The sequence below is a fragment of the Ruminococcus sp. FC2018 genome (genome assembly GCF_000621805.1).
GTDB lineage: Bacteria > Bacillota > Clostridia > Oscillospirales > Ruminococcaceae > Hominimerdicola.
Genome location: NZ_JHXH01000009.1, coordinates 1 through 23,946, shown reverse-complemented (window position 1 = coordinate 23,946; position 23,946 = coordinate 1). Strand labels below are relative to the sequence as shown.

At 46.0% G+C, this 23,946-nt stretch carries 19 protein-coding genes; 11 read left to right on the top strand and 8 right to left on the bottom strand.

The window, feature by feature from the left end:
* Nucleotides 1-92: 92 nt before the first annotated feature.
* Genes T494_RS0107360 through T494_RS0107350 form a run of 3 tightly spaced genes read right to left on the bottom strand, consistent with a single transcriptional unit; the run spans nt 93 to nt 2,733 of the window.
* Entirely contained in the window at nt 93-689 is a 597-nt protein-coding gene (locus tag T494_RS0107360) for a hypothetical protein (RefSeq protein WP_028505742.1), read from the bottom strand.
* Nucleotides 686-1,924: an OFA family MFS transporter gene (locus T494_RS0107355; protein WP_197021137.1), complete on the bottom strand. Its 1,239-nt coding sequence runs from the start codon at nt 1,922-1,924 to the stop codon at nt 686-688. The genes T494_RS0107360 and T494_RS0107355 overlap by 4 nt, the downstream gene beginning before the upstream one ends.
* 29 nt (nt 1,925-1,953) lie before the next feature.
* Nucleotides 1,954-2,733, bottom strand: coding sequence for a DUF4261 domain-containing protein (locus T494_RS0107350; RefSeq protein ID WP_051540205.1), 780 nt, complete (start codon nt 2,731-2,733; stop codon nt 1,954-1,956).
* A 174-nt stretch (nt 2,734-2,907) separates the two neighbouring features.
* Here T494_RS0107350 and T494_RS0107345 point away from each other — a divergent pair, with 174 nt between their 5' ends.
* Nucleotides 2,908-3,639 carry an ABC transporter ATP-binding protein gene (locus tag T494_RS0107345; RefSeq protein ID WP_028505739.1) on the top strand — a complete coding sequence of 244 codons (732 nt, stop codon included), beginning with the start codon at nt 2,908-2,910 and terminating at the stop codon, nt 3,637-3,639.
* The gene (locus tag T494_RS12630; RefSeq protein ID WP_051540204.1) at nt 3,636-4,949 is read left to right on the top strand and encodes an ABC transporter permease; all 1,314 of its coding nucleotides are present in this window, start codon (nt 3,636-3,638) and stop codon (nt 4,947-4,949) included. The genes T494_RS0107345 and T494_RS12630 overlap by 4 nt, the downstream gene beginning before the upstream one ends.
* A gap of 50 nt (nt 4,950-4,999) precedes the next feature.
* Here the strand turns inward: T494_RS12630 and T494_RS0107335 are convergent, their stop codons facing one another.
* Complete coding sequence (locus T494_RS0107335) at nt 5,000-7,339, bottom strand: VWA domain-containing protein (RefSeq protein WP_028505738.1); 2,340 nt, start codon at nt 7,337-7,339, stop codon at nt 5,000-5,002.
* A gap of 421 nt (nt 7,340-7,760) precedes the next feature.
* Here T494_RS0107335 and T494_RS0107330 point away from each other — a divergent pair, with 421 nt between their 5' ends.
* Complete coding sequence (locus T494_RS0107330; protein ID WP_028505737.1) at nt 7,761-9,293, top strand: MoxR family ATPase; 1,533 nt, start codon at nt 7,761-7,763, stop codon at nt 9,291-9,293.
* A gap of 252 nt (nt 9,294-9,545) precedes the next feature.
* Nucleotides 9,546-10,586, top strand: a complete 1,041-nt coding sequence (locus tag T494_RS13425) for a Bax inhibitor-1/YccA family protein (RefSeq protein WP_051540202.1) — start codon at nt 9,546-9,548, stop codon at nt 10,584-10,586.
* Nucleotides 10,587-10,634: 48 nt separating this feature from the next.
* On the opposite strand, the gene T494_RS12620 is transcribed toward T494_RS13425, so the two are convergent.
* Nucleotides 10,635-11,276 carry a Crp/Fnr family transcriptional regulator gene (locus tag T494_RS12620; protein WP_051540200.1) on the bottom strand — a complete coding sequence of 214 codons (642 nt, stop codon included), beginning with the start codon at nt 11,274-11,276 and terminating at the stop codon, nt 10,635-10,637.
* Between the two features lie 297 nt (nt 11,277-11,573).
* Here T494_RS12620 and nrdD point away from each other — a divergent pair, with 297 nt between their 5' ends.
* Nucleotides 11,574-13,745, top strand: coding sequence for an anaerobic ribonucleoside-triphosphate reductase (gene nrdD / locus T494_RS0107315; RefSeq protein ID WP_028505736.1), 2,172 nt, complete (start codon nt 11,574-11,576; stop codon nt 13,743-13,745).
* Between the two features lie 241 nt (nt 13,746-13,986).
* On the top strand, nt 13,987-14,523 hold the full coding sequence (gene nrdG / locus T494_RS0107305) for an anaerobic ribonucleoside-triphosphate reductase activating protein (RefSeq protein WP_028505734.1): 537 nt from the start codon (nt 13,987-13,989) through the stop codon (nt 14,521-14,523).
* Nucleotides 14,524-14,575: 52 nt separating this feature from the next.
* Here nrdG and rbr read toward each other — a convergent pair whose 3' ends face one another.
* Nucleotides 14,576-15,115: a rubrerythrin gene (gene rbr, locus T494_RS0107300; protein ID WP_028505733.1), complete on the bottom strand. Its 540-nt coding sequence runs from the start codon at nt 15,113-15,115 to the stop codon at nt 14,576-14,578.
* A 313-nt stretch (nt 15,116-15,428) separates the two neighbouring features.
* Between rbr and T494_RS0107290 the strand changes: the two genes are divergently transcribed.
* The 5 genes from T494_RS0107290 (at nt 15,429) to T494_RS0107270 (ending at nt 21,755) form a co-directional block, all read left to right on the top strand.
* A complete protein-coding gene (locus tag T494_RS0107290) occupies nt 15,429-16,532 on the top strand; it encodes a hypothetical protein (RefSeq protein WP_028505732.1) in 1,104 nt (367 codons plus the stop codon).
* A gap of 119 nt (nt 16,533-16,651) precedes the next feature.
* On the top strand, nt 16,652-17,347 hold the full coding sequence (locus tag T494_RS0107285) for a response regulator transcription factor (RefSeq protein WP_028505731.1): 696 nt from the start codon (nt 16,652-16,654) through the stop codon (nt 17,345-17,347).
* Complete coding sequence (locus T494_RS0107280) at nt 17,337-18,488, top strand: HAMP domain-containing sensor histidine kinase (RefSeq protein ID WP_028505730.1); 1,152 nt, start codon at nt 17,337-17,339, stop codon at nt 18,486-18,488. The genes T494_RS0107285 and T494_RS0107280 overlap by 11 nt, the downstream gene beginning before the upstream one ends.
* A gap of 75 nt (nt 18,489-18,563) precedes the next feature.
* Nucleotides 18,564-19,325 (top strand): ABC transporter ATP-binding protein, encoded by a 762-nt coding sequence (locus tag T494_RS0107275; protein WP_028505729.1) that lies wholly within the window; start codon nt 18,564-18,566, stop codon nt 19,323-19,325.
* Nucleotides 19,326-19,334: 9 nt separating this feature from the next.
* Complete coding sequence (locus T494_RS0107270) at nt 19,335-21,755, top strand: FtsX-like permease family protein (protein ID WP_028505728.1); 2,421 nt, start codon at nt 19,335-19,337, stop codon at nt 21,753-21,755.
* Between the two features lie 75 nt (nt 21,756-21,830).
* On the opposite strand, the gene T494_RS0107265 is transcribed toward T494_RS0107270, so the two are convergent.
* Together T494_RS0107265 and T494_RS12615 are read right to left on the bottom strand one after the other, a co-directional pair.
* Nucleotides 21,831-23,579, bottom strand: a complete 1,749-nt coding sequence (locus tag T494_RS0107265; RefSeq protein ID WP_028505727.1) for an MATE family efflux transporter — start codon at nt 23,577-23,579, stop codon at nt 21,831-21,833.
* A 172-nt stretch (nt 23,580-23,751) separates the two neighbouring features.
* Nucleotides 23,752-23,946: IS3 family transposase (locus tag T494_RS12615; RefSeq protein ID WP_037344251.1), on the bottom strand; the 195-nt coding region annotated here is incomplete at its 5' end.

Here is a 23,946-nt window from a genome sequence, read left to right as displayed (position 1 = left end):
AGAAGAACTGCTCTCAACAGCACATCAACAGACTATCCCCTATCGCCTTGACACCAAAAAACTGCCTTGGAATTTTCCAAAGCAGTTTTTTTTTACTTTTTCTGTTTTTCAAGTTCTTTTAAAACTTCTGACGCTGACGGTGCCGTACTTGGCACTACTTTGAACTTTATCATCGCCTCGGGCTTGCCGAAACGGAAAAAGATAAGCGCATATGTACCAGTTGTCCCGCCCTTTTTGCTTTCCACCTTCATACCGCCCATATCGCCGTAGTTGCTTTCATCGGGGTATTTATCTTCTAAGCTTTTGTCGATACACGAGTGCTTTATCTCGTCCTCGGTAATGGTTTTATAGTCCTTTTTCTCGTCGTACTTGACGATATAGCTTGTAAATGTATCTCTTGTTGAGGCTTTGATATAGACCTCAAACCATTCGTTCAGCTCAAATTCGTAATACTCGCTGGTATTGGAGAAGCCATGCTCCTTAACGATATCCTCTATCTCCGGATCGTCACGCCACATTGCCTGATGCTCCAGCTGGATACCTGTGATGACGGTGGAGCCGTAGGGGGTCAATGCCTCCAGCTTGCCAAGGTCTCCCCTTTTATCCTCGCTGCTGTCCTCGTCAAAACATGAGGTGCACAATACGCACATGACCACAGCGCACATTACGGTAAACAAACGCTTTATCATTCCTCCGTCACGTCCTTCTTTTTGCTTACCAGAACTATGCAAATTACCAGCGCAACGATATAAAGTCCTGCGCCGATGATAACGATGTTCTGATAGTTATTATCCGAAGCTTTCAGAATTATCTCCGAGGTGTTGTTGCCCGTAAGACCTGCCACCGCCCATGCGGAAAGTGACAGTCCGTGTATCTGGCTGATACGCTTCATACCGAATCTTTCGGAGAGCAGTGCAGGCAGCGTAGAGAAGCCTCCGCCGTAGCCTGCGTTGATAATAAGCAGGAACGCAATTACTATCACCGACAAAAGCATACTCTCTGCTGCAGAGACCGCACGGGTAAAGTATGTAAGCAGGCTGATAGCAATGCAGCTGGTGAAGATTATCTTGTAAATTGTGTTGCGCTCTTTCATCTTATCCGAAAGGGTGGAATAGCCTATTCGTCCCAGAGCGTTCAGCGCAGCGGTGAAGGAAGGAACTACGCTTACGATAGTCGCCAGCTTCAGCGATGTGGCGAAAGCCGACGAAAGCAGCTGTTTTTCATAGGTTATTATCATAAGACCGCAGTGTATATTCAGATAGAACATGAGCCATATGCCGATAAACTGCTTGTTTTTGAACATTGAAAGTGCGCTGCCCTGATTTGTGGCAGGCTCCTCCACCCAGCCGTCGGGCTTTTTCAGCAGAAAATGACCCAGCAGCATAAGCACCATATATGCCAGTCCCAGGATCACGAACATGGAGACAATGCCCAACTTATTCTGAATAAGATCCATTATAGGCGTAGCAATAGCCTTTGCAAGACCAAATCCCATTATGGATATACCCGTGGCAAGCCCCTTGTTGTCTTTGAACCACAGCATAAGGGTCTTAACAGGTGTCAGATATCCTATTCCCAGACCGATACCCATTATCGCACCGTAGAAAACATAAATTCCGATAAGCGCAGGCACACCTGTAAGGAACTTTATGACCAGACCTGTGCCCACCATGCCCGTTGAAAAGCAGATGCACGCCACCAGGGATGACACATGGATATCTCTTTCAACAATTTTTCCTCCGAAAGCCGCCGACATTCCCAGGAAGAAAATCGCCAGTGAGAATGCCCAGCCCACAGAAAACGGGCTCATGCCAATTTTGTTTGCAATAGCCTCCTTGAATGTGGACCAACAGTAGACCGTGCCGACAGAACAGTGTATAAGCAGCGCAGGTATCGCCGCTCTCACCCATTTATTGTTCATCATACTTCCCCCTAAAGTTCATACCACAGCCGTTAAAGCGTTATTTTAAGTGTATCTCCCGGAACGGAAACTCCCTTGCTCAGCTTGATAGGCAGCTTCTGATCCTCCGAAAATCCTATTGTCTCTCCGTCTTTAAGCTCAGTGTCCTCAACGATAACATACTCGCAGATAGTGTACAAAAAGCTCAGCACCTCATCAGGTTCATAAGTTGACCCCAGTATCTCCATCTCCTGTTTGCCGAAAAAGCGCATACCTGATGTAAAAGCGTACACACCACCGTTTTCAATGTACATACCGGCGTAAACGTAGATAGGTATGGGGTACTCTCCCTTATCTATGCTCTGTGCAAAATTGATGTAGAAGTCCTTTTCGTATACCGTAGGATCCTTGTAAATGCCAATGGCGTTGTCAAGCTTCAACAGGCTGCAAGCCACCTTTGCAAAAAGCTCCTGCTGATCCAGCGGGTCAAACTTGTTCATCACCGCAAGCATCATATGGGCACCGTGGGTCTTTACAATGTCCGCTCCGTCCTTCCAGAGGATATTGCGTTTTGCCGCATCCACAGCCTCGTCATTGGGCACAGGATTTGGCATCAGCGAGCAGGCTACCATCATGTCGTCAACCTTGAACACCAGAGCGTTGTCCTTGACCTCGTCGTCAAATTCAATGTCCCAATCATCCTTGAGTATTTTTCTAAAGCGCAGCCAGTCCATATTGGCGTCCTTGTAAAGTACAAATCCTGCCAGCACATTTCCCTCTCCTTCGGGCTTTTCAGCCTCAGCAGATGTTTGCTTTATATTTTCATCAGCCATTTTCTTTCCTCCATTTAATTATTTCTATAAGATTATATCATAGTTTCCCGCTTTTGGCAATAGGCACCGCCTGCCATTTTTTCCGGCTTGACGAAAACGTTTAAGTGTGTTATACTGTTTGCAGAGTTTTTTTACTTGTAATAAAAGCTCAATCTGAATAGGGGGGGTAAAAAAATGGAAGTCGTATTGGACGTTAAAGGACTTTCCAAGCAGTATAAAAAGGGTGTCTATGCTTCTGAGAACGTCACCTTTCAGGTAAAAAAGGGCGAGATCTTTGCACTTATCGGACCTAACGGCGCAGGAAAGACCACTACGATCAGAATGATCTCCACTCTGCTGAAAGCCACCGAAGGAGATGCTGTTGTGGACGGTCATAGTATTCTCACCGAGCCCGAAAAGGTGAGAGAGTGTATTACATACCTGCCTGATGAGGCAGGTGCATACAAGACCATGAAGGGTGTTGAATACCTGACATTCATGGCAAACATCTATGCCAAGAACAAAGGCGATGTTGAAGAATTTGTAAAAAGAGGCAGCGAGATCTGCGAGCTTGGGGACAGGCTCAACGATAAGATCTCCAACTATTCAAGGGGTATGCAAAGGCGACTGCTGCTTGCAAGAGCCATTATGTCAAAGCCGTCTCTGGCAATACTTGACGAGCCCACCTCGGGACTTGATATAATCAATGCCCTTGAGATAAGAAGAATGATAAAGAAACTGGCTGCCGAGGGAATGAGCTTTTTGCTTTCCTCTCACAATATGCTGGAAATAGAGTATGTTTCGGACAGAGTCGGCATTATTTCAAAGGGACACCTGCTTGAGGTTGGTCCTGCACCGGAGCTTGTAGCTAAATACGGTGTTAAGAACCTTGAAGAAGTATTTGAAAAGGTGGTGACTGTACATTGAAATTCTCGGTACTTTTAAGGAAAGAGCTTAAAGAGATGCTCAGCGTAACCACGATCGCCACCATGTTCCTGACCGTGTTTATACTTATCTTTGCAGGTAAGGCAATGTCAAAGGCTGTTGACGAGGTCAAAAAAGAAGCTACCACCATCAACATCTGTGACCGTGACCAGACCGACTTTACAAAGGCAATGCTTGACATTATGGACAAAAATGAGACCATGAATGTAAACAGGGTCGAGATCGGATCCGATGATTTCACCAAGGAGTTGAAGAACACCGATTACAAAAACGTGGTTATCATTCCAAAGGGTTTCACAGCGCAGGTGGAAAAGCATGAAACAGCCACCGTAAAATTTGCCCAGAAGATGACATCTATCGCCACCTTCTCCAACATCAATACCGGCTCCAAAATTGCGCTGGAAATGCTGCAAACAGGCATCAAATCCACTATCTACGCTCAGAGCAAGCTGGATACGGGAACGGTCAAGCAGCTGGAGGATCCTATCAAGCTGGAGGAGTACACCGTTATCTCCGACAAACAGGATCAGGTTGCAAGCGAAAAGGTTGCAGGAATAATGAACACACAGTCCATGCTTATACCGATCGTAATGTTCCTGCTTATAATGTACTCATCCCAGATGATAATGGGTGCCATATCCACGGAAAAGCTGGACAAGACACTTGAAACACTGCTTTCATCCCCTGTTTCAAGACTTTCCGTGATCTCCGCAAAAATGCTTTCAGCAGCTATCGTTGCAGCACTTCAGGCAGCTGTCTATATGTTCGGTATGAACAAAATGATGGACGGCATCACAGGCGGTATGGCTGACAACAAGAACTTTGACGAGATCCTTCAGAATCTTGGTCTTTCGATGAAGTGGACGGATTATCTGATGGTAGGCGCACAGATGTTTGTGACAATACTTATCGTGCTTTCCGTTTCGATCATCCTTGGTGCACTTGCAAAGGACGCAAAGAGCGCACAGACACTTCAGATGCCTATTATGTTCTGTGCTATGATACCGTATTTTGTAACAATGTTCATTGACATAAAGACAGCATCACCCGCTATCAAGTATGTTACAATGGCTATCCCGTTCACCCACGCATTCATCGCAAACCAAAACGTTATGTTCGGTGACTACACCACATACTTCATAGGTCTTGGCTACCAGTTCGTCCTGCTTTGCATATGTATGTTCCTTGCACTGCGTATATTTATGAGTGACAGGATTTTCACTCTGACCCTTGGCGGCGGCAAGAAAAAAGGCGGACTGTTCAAGAAACAAAAAACCTACGACGACGAATAAAAATCATAATAAAAAGGGACCTTAACGGTCCCTTCTTTTTTATCTTATTATCAGTGTTCCTCAACATTTGTGAAGGATACGCCTACCTGCTTGCCCTCGTATCTTGCGGAATATGCAAACGAGGTATCCTCTACCGCTGCCTTTCCGCCGGAGATCTTCAGCTTGCAAAGCATTCTCTTTTCAATGTAAAGCTCCTTCTTCTCGTCGGGATAGTTGTTGTCGTATATCTGTACGATAAACTTTCTGTGGCAAAGTGAATCCTGGATAAGACCGATCGCATTAACACTGTGTGCGCCGTCAATGGTAACCACCGCCGGAACACCCATGCTCAGCTGCTTTTTCAGCTTCTCAAAGCCCTCCTCGGAAAGCTTGTATTCGTCCTTGCTGTCGTCCCACTGCATTGCATTGAGTCGGTAAAGAGCCTTTGCAAACTCCGCCTGATCCTTGGAATAACCGTTTTGTATCTTGTCATAAGAACCGGCTATGTCAAGCGCAAGGAAATCAACGCTGCTCCACTTCAGGTTTGAACCGTCAATAGCAACATTCTTTACCGCCCAGCCCTTACTTGCAGCATCCGAGGAATAACCCTTATCTACCTCCAGCTTGCTGCCCTTGGAGGAATAGTCCAGATACTCGGTAACGTCTGTGTACTTTCCGCTGAACAGATCTCCGTCAAGGCTGTGAAGCTCCTTTCGGTCACTGTATTTCTTGCCGAAGGACGTATCGCTTAAATCGTATCCCTCCGCCTTGACCTTCTGCTCGCTATCATCCTTGGGGTCAATATCTCCCAGAGACAGCTTGACCTTACCTGTGTACCAGTCTCTTGCCATAACAGCCATGCCGAAGTCCACGCTTGTGGTGGTAAGCACCTTGAAATTCTTGAAAGCAAATCCGTTCTTCTGCGGGTCAAAGCCCGTGTTATATATAGAGTAACCTTTTATCTCATCCTTGCCGCTGTATGTAACTATGTCGTAATTAAGTGTGGTCACAATGCTCTTGTAAACGTCATCAAGAGCGTTTGCATCGGAAGCAGCATAGTACTTTCCTCTTGTGCCCGAAGCCAGCTTCTGCAGCCACTCTCTGTCCACGTCACGTCCAAGACCAACAGTAAGGATTATGATGTTTTTCTGGTTTGCCTGCTTTATAAGCTCCTCTATAGCTGCTCCGCCCTCCTCGTCGGACTCGCCGTCTGTGAGCATAACGATAATGTTGGAATACTTGATGCCTTCCTCGTCCTTGAATTCATTTATACAGTTTTTGACCGCAGTCTGTGAATGTGTGCCGTTAAATACCTCTTTCTGATTCTTGATCTTACTGAGGGTATCTCCCATTGCCTTTTTGTCCGATGTGAAGTCCATCATTTTGGTGTAGGTGCCGGTATATTTGCTTATTGCCACCTGGCAGCCGTCATCGAGTTTTCCTATGAGGCTCTGAGCAAATGTAAGACGCTTGAAATCAACGTCGTTTTCCGTTGAACCCGGGCAAAGACTTGCAGGGTACATGGAACCGGAGTTGTCTATAAGGAAGCAGACTCTCGTTACGGATTTAAGGTTTATTGTCTTTTCAACGCCCACCACAAAGGTGCCTATTGCAGCGATCTCTGTGGATACCGTACCGTTTTTCTCGTCCACCTTGGAATCGAATTTAGTATATGTCTTTTTCTCCGGATCGAACTTCATTACCGAAAGCTCGGAAAGCTCAAGACCCATGCTTTTTATCATCGCTGTATCGACCTTGAATGTAAGCGTAGCCTTGTCCATGGATCTGTCAGAGTAAACGCTGTACACCCTGGAAACAACACTTGTATTTGTGGATATACCAACTATCCCCAGCTCCTCAACAGAGACCTCAGCGTTGTTGGCACTGCCTGTCATGGTAAGTGTGACCTCACCGCTCTTTTTCTCAATGGTCATTTCCCTTTTTGCGTCATCGGTCTTTCCGTCCGACATCTTTTTCAAAGGGTCAAGCCCTGCAATGATCTCATATCCGTCCAGAATGCCGTCGCCGTCCGTGTCCTCCTTCAGAGGATCGGTGCCCAGCTCTTTCTCATCACCGTCGGATATTCCATCGCCGTCCGTGTCTTCGTTCTGGACATTGGTTCCCCCGTCCTTTTCGTCGCCGTTCTTCACCCCGTCCAGATCCCAGTCACCGCCGGGCAAAAACTCAGCGTCTTTGAATGTGGAGTTTATGTCGATCTGCTTCATGGAAGATTTTGCCGAATCTATTTCCCTGTTATGCTTTATCCACGTACTCAGAACGATATAACCCACAATTACCACAACTATTGCAGCCACAATGGTAATTATCTTTCTGCGCTTTTTCCTTGCGCTCATCCTCATGCTTTGCACAAAAGCATCGTGAGCATCATTGAACTTGTCATTGTTTTTCAAACCTAAAGCATCCTCCCTGCAGCCTAATCAAGCTGTATCATTGAAATGGGGCACGACCCCATTATTAACAGAATAATTCTATCACATTTACTACCCTTTTTCAAGCTGATATATTAGACAAATTTTGCTTCCTCTTTATATACAACTGCGATAATTGGCTATATCACAATAACTATTGAACTGTTTTTTCATATTGGCTACATATCTTATGCACACCGGGTTTTATTTTATTTGAAAATGTGCCCGTAAAATCCAATGACGAAATCAAATAGACAATTTTGTACAAATTGCATTGTGCAAGACTACAAAGATAAAAAAATATGTTGACATACTATAAATATTTGTGTATAATAAATTTGTTAAATCTTATGCACAGGGCAGAGTGACTTTGCGCCCGTGCATATAACAAAGGGGTTGTAGTATGAACATAAAAGAAGCAAAGGATCAGATCAAAAATGCGATCACCGCTTACCTCGTAAAGGACGAGTTCGGTGACTATAAGATCAGCATCGAGCACCAGCGTCCTGTATTTCTGCTGGGTGCCCCCGGTATCGGTAAAACCGCTATCATGGAGCAGATCGCCCAGGAGACAGGTCTTAACCTTATCTCCTACTCAATGGCTCACCAGACGAGAGAATCCGCAATGGGTCTGCCCAACATCGTTACCAGAAACTATGTAGGTAAGGATGAGCAGGTTTCCGAGTATACAATGAGTGAGATCATTGCTAACATCTATAACACAATGGAGGACACAGGTATCCGTGAAGGCATACTGTTCCTGGACGAAATAAACTGCGTATCCACATCACTTGCACCTATCATGCTCCAGTTCCTGCAGTATAAGATCTTCGGTCTGCACCAGATCCCGCCCGGATGGGTAATCGTTACCGCAGGTAACCCACCTGAGTACAACAGATCTGTTGTTGAGTTCGACATGGCAACATGGGACCGTTTCAAGAGAGTTGACTGCGAAGCTGTTCTTCCCATCTGGATGGAATATGCTTATTATGCAGGCGTCCATCCATGCATCATGACATACCTCAAGCTCCATGCAGATCATTACTACCTGGTTCATCCGGATGCAAAGGAGATCGTTACCTCCCGTGCTTGGGAAGACCTTTCCGAAATGATGCAGCTTTACGAAGAGCTGGGCATCCCTGTTGATGACACCCTTATCGCACAGTATCTCCAGAAGGACGATGTTCATAACGGTTTCTCCAAGTTCTATGACATATTCAACGGTTATCGTGAGAAGTATGACGTAGATGCTATACTTGAAGGACAGATCACTCAGCAGAACATTGACGACTTCAATGTTGCCGAGGGTCCGGAAAAGGTAGCTGTAATGCTTATGCTTATCGACAGCGTTACATACACCATGAGAAGCTGTATCCAGATGGAAAAGATGATAAGACAGATCCATCCGATGCTGGAGGATACCGTCATCAAGATCAACAGCGGTCTTTCTTCAAGACAGGTGCTCACCGAGCATATCATGAACACAGATAAGAACCTTGAAAAGGCTATCCGTGCAAGAAATATCTCGCCTTCAAACAAGAAGATCCAGCACTGGATCCTTCACAACCTGTACGCTTACATTGACAAGTGTACCAACGAGGGCAACGATAACAAGAAGAAGTGTATCCTCATTCTCCAGAATGCATTTAACAAGCTGCTTGTTGCTGCAAGAACAGTTACACAGCAGTCAATGGACGGTCTTGAGAACATCTTTAAGTTCTATGAGTATGCTTGCGGCGCAGGCAGCACAGAGGTCAAAAGGCTCATTACCGAGCTCAAGACCAACTGCCATACCACCGACTTTATCGCTAAGTACGGTTCCGAGCATTACTATCAGCTGGCAGGTGAGCCGGTTCAGCAGCCTACATACAATAACCTCTATGAGCTTAATCTTGAGGATTGCCTGGCTGAGGACGACTTTATGGGACAGCCGTAATTTTCGCTGATATTCTTTTAATTATCATAGTATTATCACAATATGAAGATATCATTTTATCATTGAAGTGATATCTTCATATTTTTTCTTCATATTTTTCTAAACTTCCTTTAGCAATGATCCACGGCTTTTGTCGTGGGTCTTTGCTATATGGAACAAAATGCCAATTCGGGATTTTTACAAAAACCGCCTTGACTTTTTGCGTAAATATGCTATAATTAGGCTATCAATGAAGGAAAGGAAGGAACGTTAATGAACTTTACAAACGGAAATAACGGTTATAACAACAACGGATATAACAGCAACGGTTATAACAACGGCAACACGCAGTTCAACCAGAATATGTTTGGTAACCAGACCGGCTATAATCAACAGTATCAACAGCCGCAGTATAACCAGTACCAGCAGCAGCAGTATAATCAGTACCAGCAGCCGCAGTACAATCAGCAGTTCAACCAGTACGGCTATAATAACGGTCAGTCTGCAAACAGACAGAATTCTTTTATGGACTCGTTTGCTAACCCAAGAGTAAAGCACCTTTCAAAGCTTGGGGCTGACTACGCTCCCGGTGCTGAGGCTGCAACCTTCGGAGGGATCGCCGCAAAGACCGTATACTTTGTGCTCACCTTTGCACTTGGTCTGGCTGCCTTCTTCTATCTGCATTACTATTTCGGCAAAACCGGCGTTGCAGACGGACAGCTCCTTTACCCACAGGAGTATCCTATTCTCATAGGTGCCTGCATAGCAACTCTTATCTCCGCACTTGTTACCGCATTTGCACCAAAGACCACTGCTTTCTTCGGAACAATATACTGCGTAGGCATGGGATATCTTGTAACCTGGACTTCCTACACTTATGCAGCAGCATATAAGGGCATCGTTTATGAAGCTCTGGGACTTACACTGCTTATAATCGGCGTGCTCACAGTCCTTTATTCCAAGGGCATAATCAGAGTCACCAACAGGTTCAGAAAAGTAGTCTATACCACTTTGCTGGTTTCGATCCTTGGCGGATTGATCTTCTTTGTTATGACTCTTGTGGCTCCGAATTCCGGCATCGTAAGAGCAATTATCCAGGCAAACAACGGTCCTATCGGTATCGTGTTCGGAATAATCGGCGTTATGCTTGCTTCGGCTGTCCTTACCTGCGACTTTGACAACGCAGCAAAAACAGTTGAACAGGGTCTTCCCAAGGGATATGAGTGGGCAGCAAGCTTCGGCTTGGTAACAGGTGTTATCTACCTTTATCTTAAAGTGCTCCAGCTCCTTGCAAAGATCCAGAACAATAAGTAAGAAACATTTTTTAAGGACTCATGCGTATGGCATGGGTCCTTTTTTTGCCTATATGATAATATCCTTAAGTATGCTCACCTTTCTTGCATGGGAAACTATCAGCTTTTCATCGTTGAGCTTTTTCAGCTCTCTCATCATTGCACTTCGGTCAACCGAAATGTAATCCGCCAGATCCGAAAGAGAAAGAGGAAGCTCAAATGTCCTGCTGCCCTTTTCTTTTGACATCTGTCTGAAAAATGTAAGCAGCTTGCCCCTTATTGTCCGCCTGCTAAGTACCTCTATGTGTAGCTGAGCATGGTGCATTGAGGACATTATCAACGAGTCTATAAGTCTGACGTGCTTCTCGCATCGGTTATCGCAGCAGTGCATCAGCTTGTTGTATTCCATTATGTATACCCTGCATGAGCTGGCAGCCCTGATAATGTACGGATCAAGATCTGTGCACAAAGAGAATCCCTTGCCGAAAAAGCACCCCGGCTCATAGTGATCCGCTATGGTCCGCACACCGTCAAAAGTGGTGGTTACAAGATATGCCCTGCCGGAAATAATTATCCCCGCCATGTTGTTTTCCTCGTCAAGACGCATTATCTCCTCACCCTTGGCAAATACATATTCTGACGGCTTGATACAATCAAAAAGCTCCTGAGTCTCTTTTTGGTTAAGCGAAATTAACGGATATAGCGTTTTCATATAAATCACCCCTTTAAATTGTGCACTATGACAAACCAAATCACTATATATTGTATTTTATCACAATTTTGTTGCAAATGCAACAGACAATTTTGTGAAAGTATTGTAAACTGTTTCTTGCGCACGTATAAAGAGATAGTGTAAAATACAATATGCTGTGACCTTATCTGCATTTTGGGCACAATATATTGTGACGACTTCCTTGTTCAAGCTTTGCTTTGGCATATTGCTCCAAGGGGGATAAAGAGAGAAATTGACTCTGCTTTGAGAAATAATCTATTGCTAAGGAGAAAAGGTATGAAGATAATCAAGAGGAATGGTTCCGAAGAGATCTTTGATATTGAGAAGATCGTAAATGCCATTTCAAAAGCAAATGAAGCAGATCATAAGAACGATCTGACCAAAGAGCAGATCAAGGACATCGCCGAGTATGTTGAGTACAAGTGCAACAAAATGGGCAGAGCTGTGTCCGTGGAGGAGATCCAGGACATGGTGGAAAATCAGATAATGTCCAAAGGCGCATTTGACCTTGCAAGGCGATATGTTAAGTACCGTTACACCAGGTATCTTGTAAGAAAATCCAACACTACCGATAACAAGATACTCACCCTTATCGAGTGTAACAACGAGGAAGTAAAGCAGGAAAATTCCAACAAGAATCCTACCGTAAACAGCGTTCAGCGTGACTATATGGCAGGCGAGGTCAGCCGTGACATCACCAACCGTATACTGCTTCCTCCCGACATTGTTGATGCCCACAAAAAAGGCATCATCCATTTCCATGACAGCGACTATTTCGCACAGCATATGCACAACTGCGATCTGGTGAACCTTGAAGATATGCTCCAGAACGGAACTGTCATCAGCGATACGCTTATCGAAAAGCCTCACAGCTTCTCCACCGCCTGCAATATCGCTACACAGATAATTGCCCAGGTGGCTTCAAACCAGTACGGTGGTCAGAGCATAAGTCTGACTCACCTTGCACCGTTTGTTCAGATCAGCCGTGAGAAAATAAGGAAAGAGCTTCTTGAAGAAATAAAGGAGCTTGGCGTTGAGGCTGACGAGGAAAGAATAGATGAGGTCACCGAAAAGCGCCTGCGTGAGGAGATCACAAGGGGCGTTCAGACAATTCAGTACCAGGTGGTAACTCTGCTGACAACAAACGGACAGGCGCCTTTTGTAACAGTATTTATGTATCTTAACGAGGCACGCAGCGAGCAGGAAAAGGCAGATCTTGCAATGATAATCGAGGAAGTCCTCAAACAGCGTATCCTCGGAGTTAAAAACGAGGACGGCGTATGGATCACACCTGCGTTCCCGAAGCTTATCTATGTGCTTGAGGAGGATAACGTTGACCCGGGCACACCTTATTATTACCTTACCGAGCTGGCTGCACAGTGCACAGCAAAGAGAATGGTGCCCGATTACATCAGCGAAAAAATGATGCTCAAACTGAAGGTGGACAAAAACGGCGACGGTCACTGCTATACCTGCATGGGCTGCCGCAGCTTCCTTACACCTTATGTTGACGAAAACGGCAAGCCTAAGTATTACGGCAGGTTCAATCAGGGCGTTGTTACCCTCAATCTGGTGGATATTGCCCTTTCCTCCGGCAAGGATATGAGCAAGTTCTGGCAGATATTTGATGAGCGCCTTGACCTGTGTTACAGAGCTCTTATGGAGCGTCACAACAGGCTTAAAGGCACACTTTCCGACGCTGCGCCCATACTGTGGCAGTACGGTGCGCTGGCAAGACTGAAAAAGGGAGAAACTATCGACAAACTGCTTTACGGCGGTTATTCTACCATATCCCTGGGTTACGCAGGATTATACGAGTGCGTTAAGTATATGACCGGCAAGAGCCATACCGATGAGGAGGCTACTCCGTTTGCCCTTGAAGTAATGCAGTATATGAACGATGCCTGCAAACGCTGGAAGGCAAAGGAGAACATCGACTTCTCTATTTACGGCACACCGCTGGAAAGCACCACATACAAGTTTGCAAAGTGCCTGCAAAAGCGTTTTGGAAAGATCGAGGGCATAACCGATAAAAACTACATTACAAACAGCTATCACGTTCACGTTACCGAGAAGATAGATGCCTTCACAAAACTGAAATTTGAAGCTCAGTTCCAGCATCTTTCTCCCGGCGGAGCTATAAGCTATGTTGAGGTGCCAAATATGCAGGGCAACATCCCTGCGGTGCTGAAAGTCATCAGATTTATCTACGATAATATCATGTATGCTGAGTTGAACACCAAGAGCGATTATTGCCAGGTCTGCGGCTACGACGGAGAGATACAGATAGTAAACGATGACGGCAAGCTGGTGTGGGAGTGCCCCAAGTGCCACAATCGTGACCAGTCCAAAATGAACGTTGCAAGACGTACCTGCGGCTATATCGGTACTCAGTTCTGGAATCAAGGCAGAACCCAGGAGATACAGGAAAGAGTTATGCATTTGTGATAAACTAATTTGGGGGGGAACTCTTTTGGAGAAGAGTTCCCCCCAAAGCCCCCTCAGAAACCTTTTATTGCTTTTTCGCCATTTTGGAACAAGTCCCCAAATAACGAAAAAGTAGTGAGAGTTTTGAAGGGGGTATGGAAGAAATCATTTCAGAAGAACACTCACAATCAGCTTAACACAAGTGATAACGTTAAAATCTTGATGCAATAAAATAATACTGCACACAAAGGACGCAAATACTATGTACTACGGTGAAATTAAAAACTACGATATTGCCAACGGCTTGGGGGTGCGGGTGAGCCTGTTCGTTTCCGGCTGCACCCACCACTGCAAGGGCTGCTTTAACCCTCAGACATGGGACTTTAACTACGGCAAGCCGTTCACCCGGGAAACTGCTGACAAGCTGCTGGAAATGCTCTCCCCTGACTACATTGACGGATTGAGCCTGCTTGGCGGCGAGCCTATGGAGCCGGATAATCAGCGTGCCTTGCTGCCGTTTCTTAAAGAGGTCAGAAGCAGATTTCCAAAGAAGAACATCTGGTGCTACACAGGCTATCTGCTTGATGAGGAGCTTTTAAAGCCAAGCCGTGCCCGCTGCGAGGTCACCGACGAAATGCTTTCCTGTATCGACGTACTGGTTGACGGAGAGTTCGTTGAGGAAAAGAAAAACATCTCCCTGAATTTCAGAGGCTCTGAAAACCAGCGGCTTATCGACCTGCCGCTGACCCTGTCCACAGGAGAAATACACCTTATAAACCGGCTTTACAATTTAAGATAAAAAATAAGCCTCCCGGCTATCAGTGAACTGAACCGGAAGGCTTTTTATTTTATCAATAATTTTCAGCATTGACCTCAAAGTAAGCCTGTGGGTGAGCGCAAACGGGGCAAATATCGGGTGCCTGTGTGCCAACTACGATATGTCCGCAGTTGCGACATTCCCACACCTTGACCTCGCTCTTTTTGAATACCTCCTGCGCCTCCACATTTTTCAGCAGTGCACGGTATCTTTCCTCGTGATGCTTTTCTATTGCTGCAACGCCACGGAATTTTTCTGCCAGCTCCGCAAAGCCCTCTGCCTCAGCAGTCTTTGCAAAGTCCTCATACATATCCGTCCACTCATAATTCTCGCCGTCAGCTGCTGCTTTGAGATTATCGGCTGTTGAGCCAATACCCTCAAGCTCCTTGAACCACATTTTTGCGTGCTCTTTCTCGTTATCGGCAGTTTTGAGGAAAAGGGCAGCTATCTGCTCGTAGCCCTCTTTTTTAGCCTTGGAAGCGAAGTAAGTGTACTTGTTCCTTGCCTGTGACTCTCCCGCAAAAGCAGCCTGAAGATTTTTTTCGGTCTGTGTTCCGCTGTACTTATTTGCCATAATTACGCCCTCCAATATTTATTATTACACCGACTCGGTGCTTTCAACGTTTTCTGTCTGCTCCGTTTTGACATTATACCATTTTTCGCCCATAAAGTCAACAAAAACACAGCTCACAATATCACATCGGTACCTGTGTATTTATCATTTACGCCGATTTTTATGCACAAAAAATCAGCCCTCCATAGAGCTGATCTTTTGGATCGTGATTGTTCACAACATTATCCTCCGAAATTTGTGCAACTTATCCCCATAAATGTTCCTCTGTCTATACGTATATGTATCAGACGCACACCGAAAGGAGAATAAAAACATGAAAAAATTTACAACTTATATACTTGCAGCAGCCTTGGTTCTTTCAATGGCAGGCTGCGCCGACAGTTCAAAGAGCGGCACAGAATCAAATATCCCTGTGGCATCACAGAAAATAGACAGCCAAATAGATCCCGACAGCAGCGTGATAGATAAGCTTACCCCTGCCACCACTGAAGCCCAGGACTTTGCAAAAACCAGGTTCTCCGACTATACCTATTATTCCAAAGCAGAAGAATATGACCGCAGCACAGGGATCAGAAAATACTATGAAGGACAAATAACCAACGATGACATCAGGCATGAGCTTTTTGAAGCCATATGCAGCGTGCTGAAGCAGGGAGAGATCGTCCTCAAAGGGAAACAGCAGATCACAGGCGGTGCCAACCCCATTCTGACCATGGAGAACGCCTATGGTGCCCGGTACACACTCAGCGAAGGGATACTCATACATAATCCCCGGGAGGAAGGCGGAGATTCGGTGTATATTTTCACCACACCCAACTCAACTCTTTATTTTGTTGCCGACTCAGACACAGACGGCGCCATCAAAGCCCTCACTCAGGACGGTGTAAAAACCGAAAGCAACCTTGTCAGAACAGTAACCACAAAGCAGGCGCAACCCGATCCCTCCCCCTCAAAGGCGGTAATACCACACAAGCCCATAGCTTTTATGACCGTACGTTCAAACTTTGCCTGGGGACAGAATATATCCGGTACCTGCGTAGATACCGCAGGCAAAGTCTACCACTTTGACTTTTCAAGGACGTACGATTCAAGATCCACCGGGAAATTTGAAGACAGGATACTTGAGCTCATTTATTCCCGTGGCGCAGTACCAAACGAGGTTTTGGCGGAGGTCTCTGCCGTAAGATCAGGCTTGACATATGCCGCAAAGATATCCCCCGATGCCAATGTAAAAAAGGAAGAAAAAATGTACGACTACGGTCAGAATACCCTTTATGCCATTGTAAACGGCAAAGCAGTCATGCTTTATTCAAAGGGTGATGTCGACAAGACCGTTGAGGACGAGTATGCAGCCAAGACAATAGACTGCTACACAAAAGCCATGAGTTTATCCGTCGGACCGGCTATCTGCGAATGACCGCCGCATATCCATATTATGATACAGACCTGCACTTTTTTCGGTGCAGGTCTTTTGCTGTTGATTTTGAAGGTATTTTGTGGTACTATGTTATAAGAAATCATAGTGGGGTGAGCACTTTGCAAAACAGAAAAATACTTATCATAGACGATGACAGCGACCTTTCCATGATAATCACGGATATGCTGGAAAGCAAGGGCTTTGAGGTGAGCTGTGCCCAAAGCAGTGCAGAAGGCTTTGATGCCCTGTCCCGAACCAGCTTTGACCTTATCCTTCTTGATATTAACCTGCCCGACAGCTCGGGCTTTGAGGTCTGCCGACAGCTTCGTGAGGTGTCCGGCACACCTGTCATCTTTGCCAGTGCACGCACCAGCGAGACCGACAGGATAACCGGCTTTGACATCGGCGGTGACGACTATCTGCCAAAGCCCTATTCCATGAAAGAGCTTCTGTCCCGAATCAATGCCCTTATGCGGCGCACCTACGGCAGCATGGACAAGGAAAAGACCGTGACCTTCGGAGACATTACCGTAAATATCACCTCACGCACCGTCACCCGTGATAATAAGCCTGTGAACCTGTCGTTGAGGGAATTTGACCTGCTGGCGTATCTTTGCGAGCATAAAAACGAAGCAATATCCAAAAACAAGCTGATAAACGAGGTCTGGGGTGCATTTTCAATGGTGGAGCCGTCCACCCTTACGGTGCATATCCGCTGGCTGCGTGAAAAGCTTGAACAGGACCCCGCCTCACCTGTTTACATAAAGACCGTGTGGGGAGTAGGATACATTCTGGAGGCAAACGATGAAAAGTAAACTGTTTATACAAGCCCTTATCTTCTCTGTACTTGTGGCAGCAGCCGGCGCAATTTTCTATATTTCCGGCTCAAAAGATAACCTTAACGAGATGCTGACAGAACAGCTGGTGTCTGTCAGCGAGATAAAGACCCTTGTGTCCCGGGGCGATGCACAGCTGGCATCTCAAAGGCTTGACGAGCTGGATGAACAGCTGCGCAAGCTTGATGTTGATGACCGCAGAGATAACAGCATAGCATGGATATGCCTTATCTGTGCAGGCTTTATCTTTATGAATGCCGCCTATACCTATTTTGCTGTTCTGCGCCCGTTTTCAAAGTTGGAGAAGTATGCCTCACAGCTTGCAGCAGGCAACTTTGACATTCCGCTTGAATACGAGAGAAAAAACTATTTCGGCAAATTCACCTGGGCGTTTGACAGTATGCGCCGTGAGATAAGTGCCGCCCGTGCAGGAGAAAAACAAGCGGTGGAAAACAACAAGACCGTCATCGCCACCCTCTCCCATGACATAAAGACCCCTGTTGCCTCCATAAGAGCCTATTGCGAAGGTCTTGAAGCGCACCTTGATACCTCCCCGGAAAAGCGGCGCAAATACCTTGAGGTAATAATGCGAAAGTGTGACGAGGTGTCAAAGCTTACCAACGACCTTTTCATCCACTCACTCTCCGACCTGGAAAAACTGGATATAAAGCCGGTTGAAACGGATATCTGTGAGTTGCTTTTACAGACAGTCACAGAGCTTGACCCCGGCGGAGACGAGATACACTGTGCAGCACCCGACAAGCCATTTGTTTCGGACGTTGACCCTGACAGGTTAAAACAGGTGTTTGAAAACATAATCACCAACGCACGCAAATATGCCAAAACCGAAATTGACGTTGCGCTTGAACGAGACAGCGGAACGCTTGCGGTGCGCTTTACCGACCATGGCGGCGGCATCCCCGACGAAGATATGGCTTTTGTCACCGATAAGTTTTACCGTGGGCATAACTGCCGGGGTGAGCCGGGAAGCGGACTGGGACTGTACATATGCAGCTATTTGTGCCGCAAGATGAACGCCCTGCTGTCGCTGAGAAATACAGGCTCAGGGCTTGAGGTCACGGTGACTGTGAAAGAAATATCGGCATCTGAGACATCTTAAGGATTTCTTAATATCTTTTGCTGTATCTTTTAGTTAAAGCAGATTCCACGGGAAGATGCAGGGGAGGAACAGAAAATGAAAAATATCATACTTAAAACAAAAGACCTTTGTAAAAGCTTTGCACATAACGGAGGACAGCTGCACATAATCTCCAACGTTGATCTGGAGCTTTACGAGGGAGATTTCACGGTTATAATGGGAGCGTCCGGCTCTGGCAAATCCACACTTCTTTACGCCCTCAGCGGAATGGACTCAGCCACCAGCGGCAGCGTCATCTATAACGGCACAGACATTACCGGGCTGAAGGAAAACAAGCTTGCCCGGCTCCGCCACACCGATTTCGGATTTGTTTTCCAGCAGATGCACCTTGTGAGCAATCTGACTATTTTTGAAAACATCGCCGTTACAGGCTACCTTAATAAGTCCGTCTCCGCCAAAGAAACAGACAAAAGAGTTGATGAGCTTCTTGAAAAGATGAGCATTTCTCACATCAAAACTCACCTTCCCTCCCAGGTCTCCGGCGGTGAACAGCAAAGATGCGCCATCGCAAGGGCGGTAGTCAACAAGCCAAAGCTTATCTTTGCCGACGAGCCCACAGGTGCCCTGAACAGGAAAAACACCCGGGACGTGCTTGACCTTCTGACCGAGCTGAATAAGCAAGGGCAAAGCATACTTATGGTGACCCACGACGTGCGTGCAGCGGCAAGAGCAGACAGAATACTATACCTCAGCGACGGAAAAATACTGGGGGATCTTGACCTGCCGCCTTACTCCCCTGAGGATATAAAAAGCCGTGAGACACAAATAAATGCATGGCTCACTTCCCTTGAATGGTGAGGTGAGAGCATGGAGATATTCACACTTGTAAAGGCTAACATCAAAAGGCGCAAAGGCGCATTTATAGCGGTCATTCTGCTGTCGGCGATAATCGTTGCGTCATCCCTGTCCATATTCAACTTCATCGACAGTATGGACAGGGTGCTTGAACAATCGTTTAAAGATCTTGGCGACCCGACCGATGTATGCTTTGTATATAACAACTATTACACGCCTGAGCTTGAAAACAATGTGCGCAGCCTTGGCATAGTAAAAAAGCTGGATGTATACGATGCGCTGGATAACTGGCACAACGACGGCGTATCCAACAAAGTCGGAAACTACAATGACGGCAACAGCTACTTTTATATGAAGCTGCATGACGGGATCAGACTTATAAATTCTGATGTTTCAGGCTTGGAGGATAACATTCCTGCGCTTGAAAAAGGCGAGGTATATCTGCCTCTGGGGTGCAGGGAAAAGCTCAAATGCAAGGTAGGCGATACGCTTGAGACCTGCTTTTATTACGTAAAGTACGAGTTCAAGATAAAGGGCTTCGTTCAGGAGTCACAGAACGGTTCTTCACAGATAGGCTGGAAGCAGGTGTTCATATCAGACGAGGATTTTGATAAGCTGTCTGAAATATCTGCAAAAACAAAGGCTGATCCTGCATACAAAAATGATGAGGCTGTGCAGAACGGTATCGAGGTCAAGGTTTTCAATCTGTTCAAGTCAGACAGCTACAAGGGCAGCGATGCACAGTTTCAGAGAGATGTAAATCTGGCAACCAAGCTTGGCGACCTGTCAAGCGGCACTCTTACAAAGGCGCAGTCGGTCAACTACTCTGCGCTGGCACCTAACGTGCTTTCAAAGATAGTGCTGACATTTATCGTTATGCTGTTCGTGGTGGCACTGGTCATTATGGGACACAGCATTTCAAGTGAGATAGAGATAGACCGCAAAAAGCTTGGCATACTCAAATCGCAGGGCTTTACCACGCACAAGATAAGGCTTATAATGCAGATACAGTATATACTTGCTATGATAATAGGTGTTATCATCGGTCTTGTGGGTGCGTTCTTCCTTTCGGGTGTGATCGCAGACGAGTTCGTTGAGATCGTGGGAACTCCGGTCAGCATAAAGGTCAGCGTTTTGAAGGCAATACTGGTAATAATCACACTTATCGGGATATCGCTGCTGGTCATGGCGATAAAGACCCACAAGGTCACAAAGATCTCGCCTATACAGGCTATCACGGGACAAAAGGACGATGTGTACTTTGACAGCAGACTTAAAATGGGGCTGAGCAGGAAGCTGCTTTCGCTGACGCTTGGCATACGGCAGTTCACCTCAGCCAAAAGGCGCTACATAAGTATGCTGATAATCTCGGCGCTGCTTATGTACTTTATGGTGTCGATAAACCTTATCGCAGGACTTGTCACCTCTCGCAACGCTCTTGAAATGATGGGCATGGAAGTGACGCAGCTGGATATGAACGTCAACAACGCAGGCGAGGATCTTCTTACCATTGACGAGGCTGAAAAGAGGGCTGTGGAGATAATCGAGAAATACACAACGATAGAAAAGAAATATGCAGTCAACAGCAGCTACTGCTCTATCAACGGATATAAGCTTTTCTGCCGTGCATACAAGTACCCGGAGTACATCGGAGGGATCTTCAAGGGCAGAAGACCCAGACAGCAAAATGAGATCCTTATTACCCAGCTGGTCAGCGAAGAGTTCGGCTGGAAAATAGGCGACAAGGTCAGCGTTGCAGGCAGAAAGGGCGAGCTTGAATGTATCGTATCTGGCATATACCAGTCGACGAACGACGCAGGCATGGTGTTTGCAATACCTTACGAAGCATTTGAAACGCTCAGCCCTTCGTTTAAGATAAACTACGAGGGATTTGTTATCAAGGACGAATCAAAGGGAAAACAGATAGCTGAAGAGATCGACAAGGCTCTGGTCAACGACAAGGGTGAAAAGAAAGGCTCGTGCAGCTATTGGGACATTGAAAACGAAGGCAAGGATATGTACGAAAGCGAGATAAATCTGCTCAAAGCAATTATTTACAGCTTCTCTGGCGTGTTTATGCTTATCGCTGTGGTGCTGCTTTGCACGAAGGCTTTTGTGCTTGAACGCCGTGACATAGGCATTTACAAGGCGATTGGATTTACATCGGCAAAGCTGAGGCTGTCGTTTGCACTGAGGTTCTCGTTCGTTGCGCTGCTTGGCTCGCTGATAGGCGTTGCACTTTCACAGCTGTTTACACAAAAGATGATGGAAATGCTGCTGCGAGTGATAGGTCTTTGCTATCTTGAACTTGAGACGGGCGTGCTGGACATCCTGATACCAATGGCACTGCTTATACTGGGATTCTTCGTGTTTGCCCTTATTGCGTCAAGGAAAATAAAGAAAGTCGAAACAAGAGAGCTCGTTTCGGAATAAAAAACAGGACCTGCCGCACATTGCTGTGCACAGGTCCTTTTGTATGCATATTCTGTAAAGGGCATCGCCCCGTCATCATATTTTCAGCGTAAGGTTATTAAGCCCGAGGGAATTTACATAGTTTGCATCCTTGACCATTCCCATTATCATTCTGATACCGATGTGGGCAAGCTTATCGTCGCCCTTGTGAAGCTCAAGGTAATCCACAGGGTCAAAGTTCTTGCAGTTGTCCCTTATACGTATTACGGATTCGTCCGGCTTGAGCATCACCCTGATGTCAATGCTGTGCGTGGTGTCCTGCTTGTCGAAACCGTATTCCACAATGTTGTTTGCCATTTCTTCGATACAAAGAGCGATCATTGAGCAGAACTTTGAAGACCTGCCGTGCTCCCTGCAAAAATCAAAAGCCTTTTCCGATGCAACGACTACCTCCGAAGATGTCCTTACCGACATCTCAAAGCAGTCCTCTTCCTTTACACCGTAATCATCGGGCAGAAGTGCAAAATTCCTTACGTTTACCCCCTTGCCCTTTTTTATGAATACCACAATGCCGATAAACAGCAGCGTCAGAGTTTCACCGCTCAAAAATCCCAGCCATACGCCGTTTATGCCGAAAGCAAGGCTGAGAAGATATGAACTCAGCGCAGGAAGAGCAAAATTCTGAAGTACGGATATTGTCCTTGTCAGATGTACTTTGTCAATGCCCTGGTAATAGTTCTTCAGCGATGTATTTATTGCACACGGAACGAGAGAAAGGACAAAAAGTCTGAATCCTACCACAGCCATGCCCTTTGCGCTCTTGTCCGTAAGGAACAAGGTAACCATAGGCGTTGCCGCCACAAGGGATATGACCGTCACCACAGCGCAGATCATAACAGCATATCTTATCATGATCTTTACCAGTGTGTGCAAAGAGGTGGTGTCCTCGTCGCTGTAGAATATGGAGGAAAGCATAAGCGCAACCGAGGCAATACCCGAGCTGAAAGCATAGCAGATGTTTCCTGCGGTGGTTATGACCGAGTATGCCGCAACGGCGATCTCTCCCTCAATGCTCAGCAGCAGCCTGTTGAGCACGAATGTGAGCAGCACCAGGCTGACCTGATTGATAAGAGTGGGAACTCCGTCCTTCAGAAGCCTTGCGCAAAGCCTTGCCTTGACAAGCTTGATCCTGAATCTGAAAATACAGCTTTTCTTGAAGAAATAAGCCACGCCTATAACAAATGCGATATAGTAGCTCAGACTGGAAGCAAGTCCCATGCCAAAGGTGCCCTGTTTGAATACAAATACATTCAGAGCATCAAATATAATATCTCCCACAGTCATTGCAGCGACCGCCACAACAAGACGTATCCTGCTTCCGGATATCTGCATATAAGGCACCATGACCTGAGCCGAAAGGAAAGCAGGTGCACCGATTATAAAGCCTTTGAGATAATCCTTTGTAAGGCGGTATACCTCACTGTCCGTTCCGTTCTTGGCAGCACCCAGAAGTTGACATATGGGATCGGTGAACCCAAGCACAGCTATAAGACCTACCACCGAGACTGCCGCCACCAGTATAACAGAAATGGTAAAGCAAGCGTCCGTTCCTTTTTTGTCTCCGCTTCCCATAGTTTTGCCGCTCATGACCTGTACTCCGGCAGAAAGCATACTGCCTATCGCCGCAAATACAAGCAGCACAGGCGTCGCAAGACCATAAGCAGTCATGGACTCAACGCCCAGAAAACGTCCTATCATAATGCTGTCTATAAGCATACACAGCATTACCGTCATAGACGATAGTATCTGTGTAAGCAGCATCTGTCTGAAGATCCTTTTTATCATTTTGCACCTCGTGTATACAATACTAATATAATCATACACTAAATTTGTACAAAAATCAAGAGTAAAACACAAAAAAACAGACCGCCGATCATTGAACTGACCCCAAAAAGTTAGACAAACTTTTTAAAGAAAAAATATGCAAAGCGACTAAGAGAGATCTTGGTCGCTTTTGTTATGCGGCATTGAGCCTGTATTCAACAGGTGACATACCATCAAGCTTAAGCTTGATGCGCTTTGTGTTGTACCACTCTATGTAAGCGTGAAGCTCGGATATGAAGTGTTCTATTGATGTGAATTCTTGTAAATACAGCAATTCTGTCTTGAGTAATCCGAAGAAGTTTTCTGCACAGGCATTATCAAGACAGTT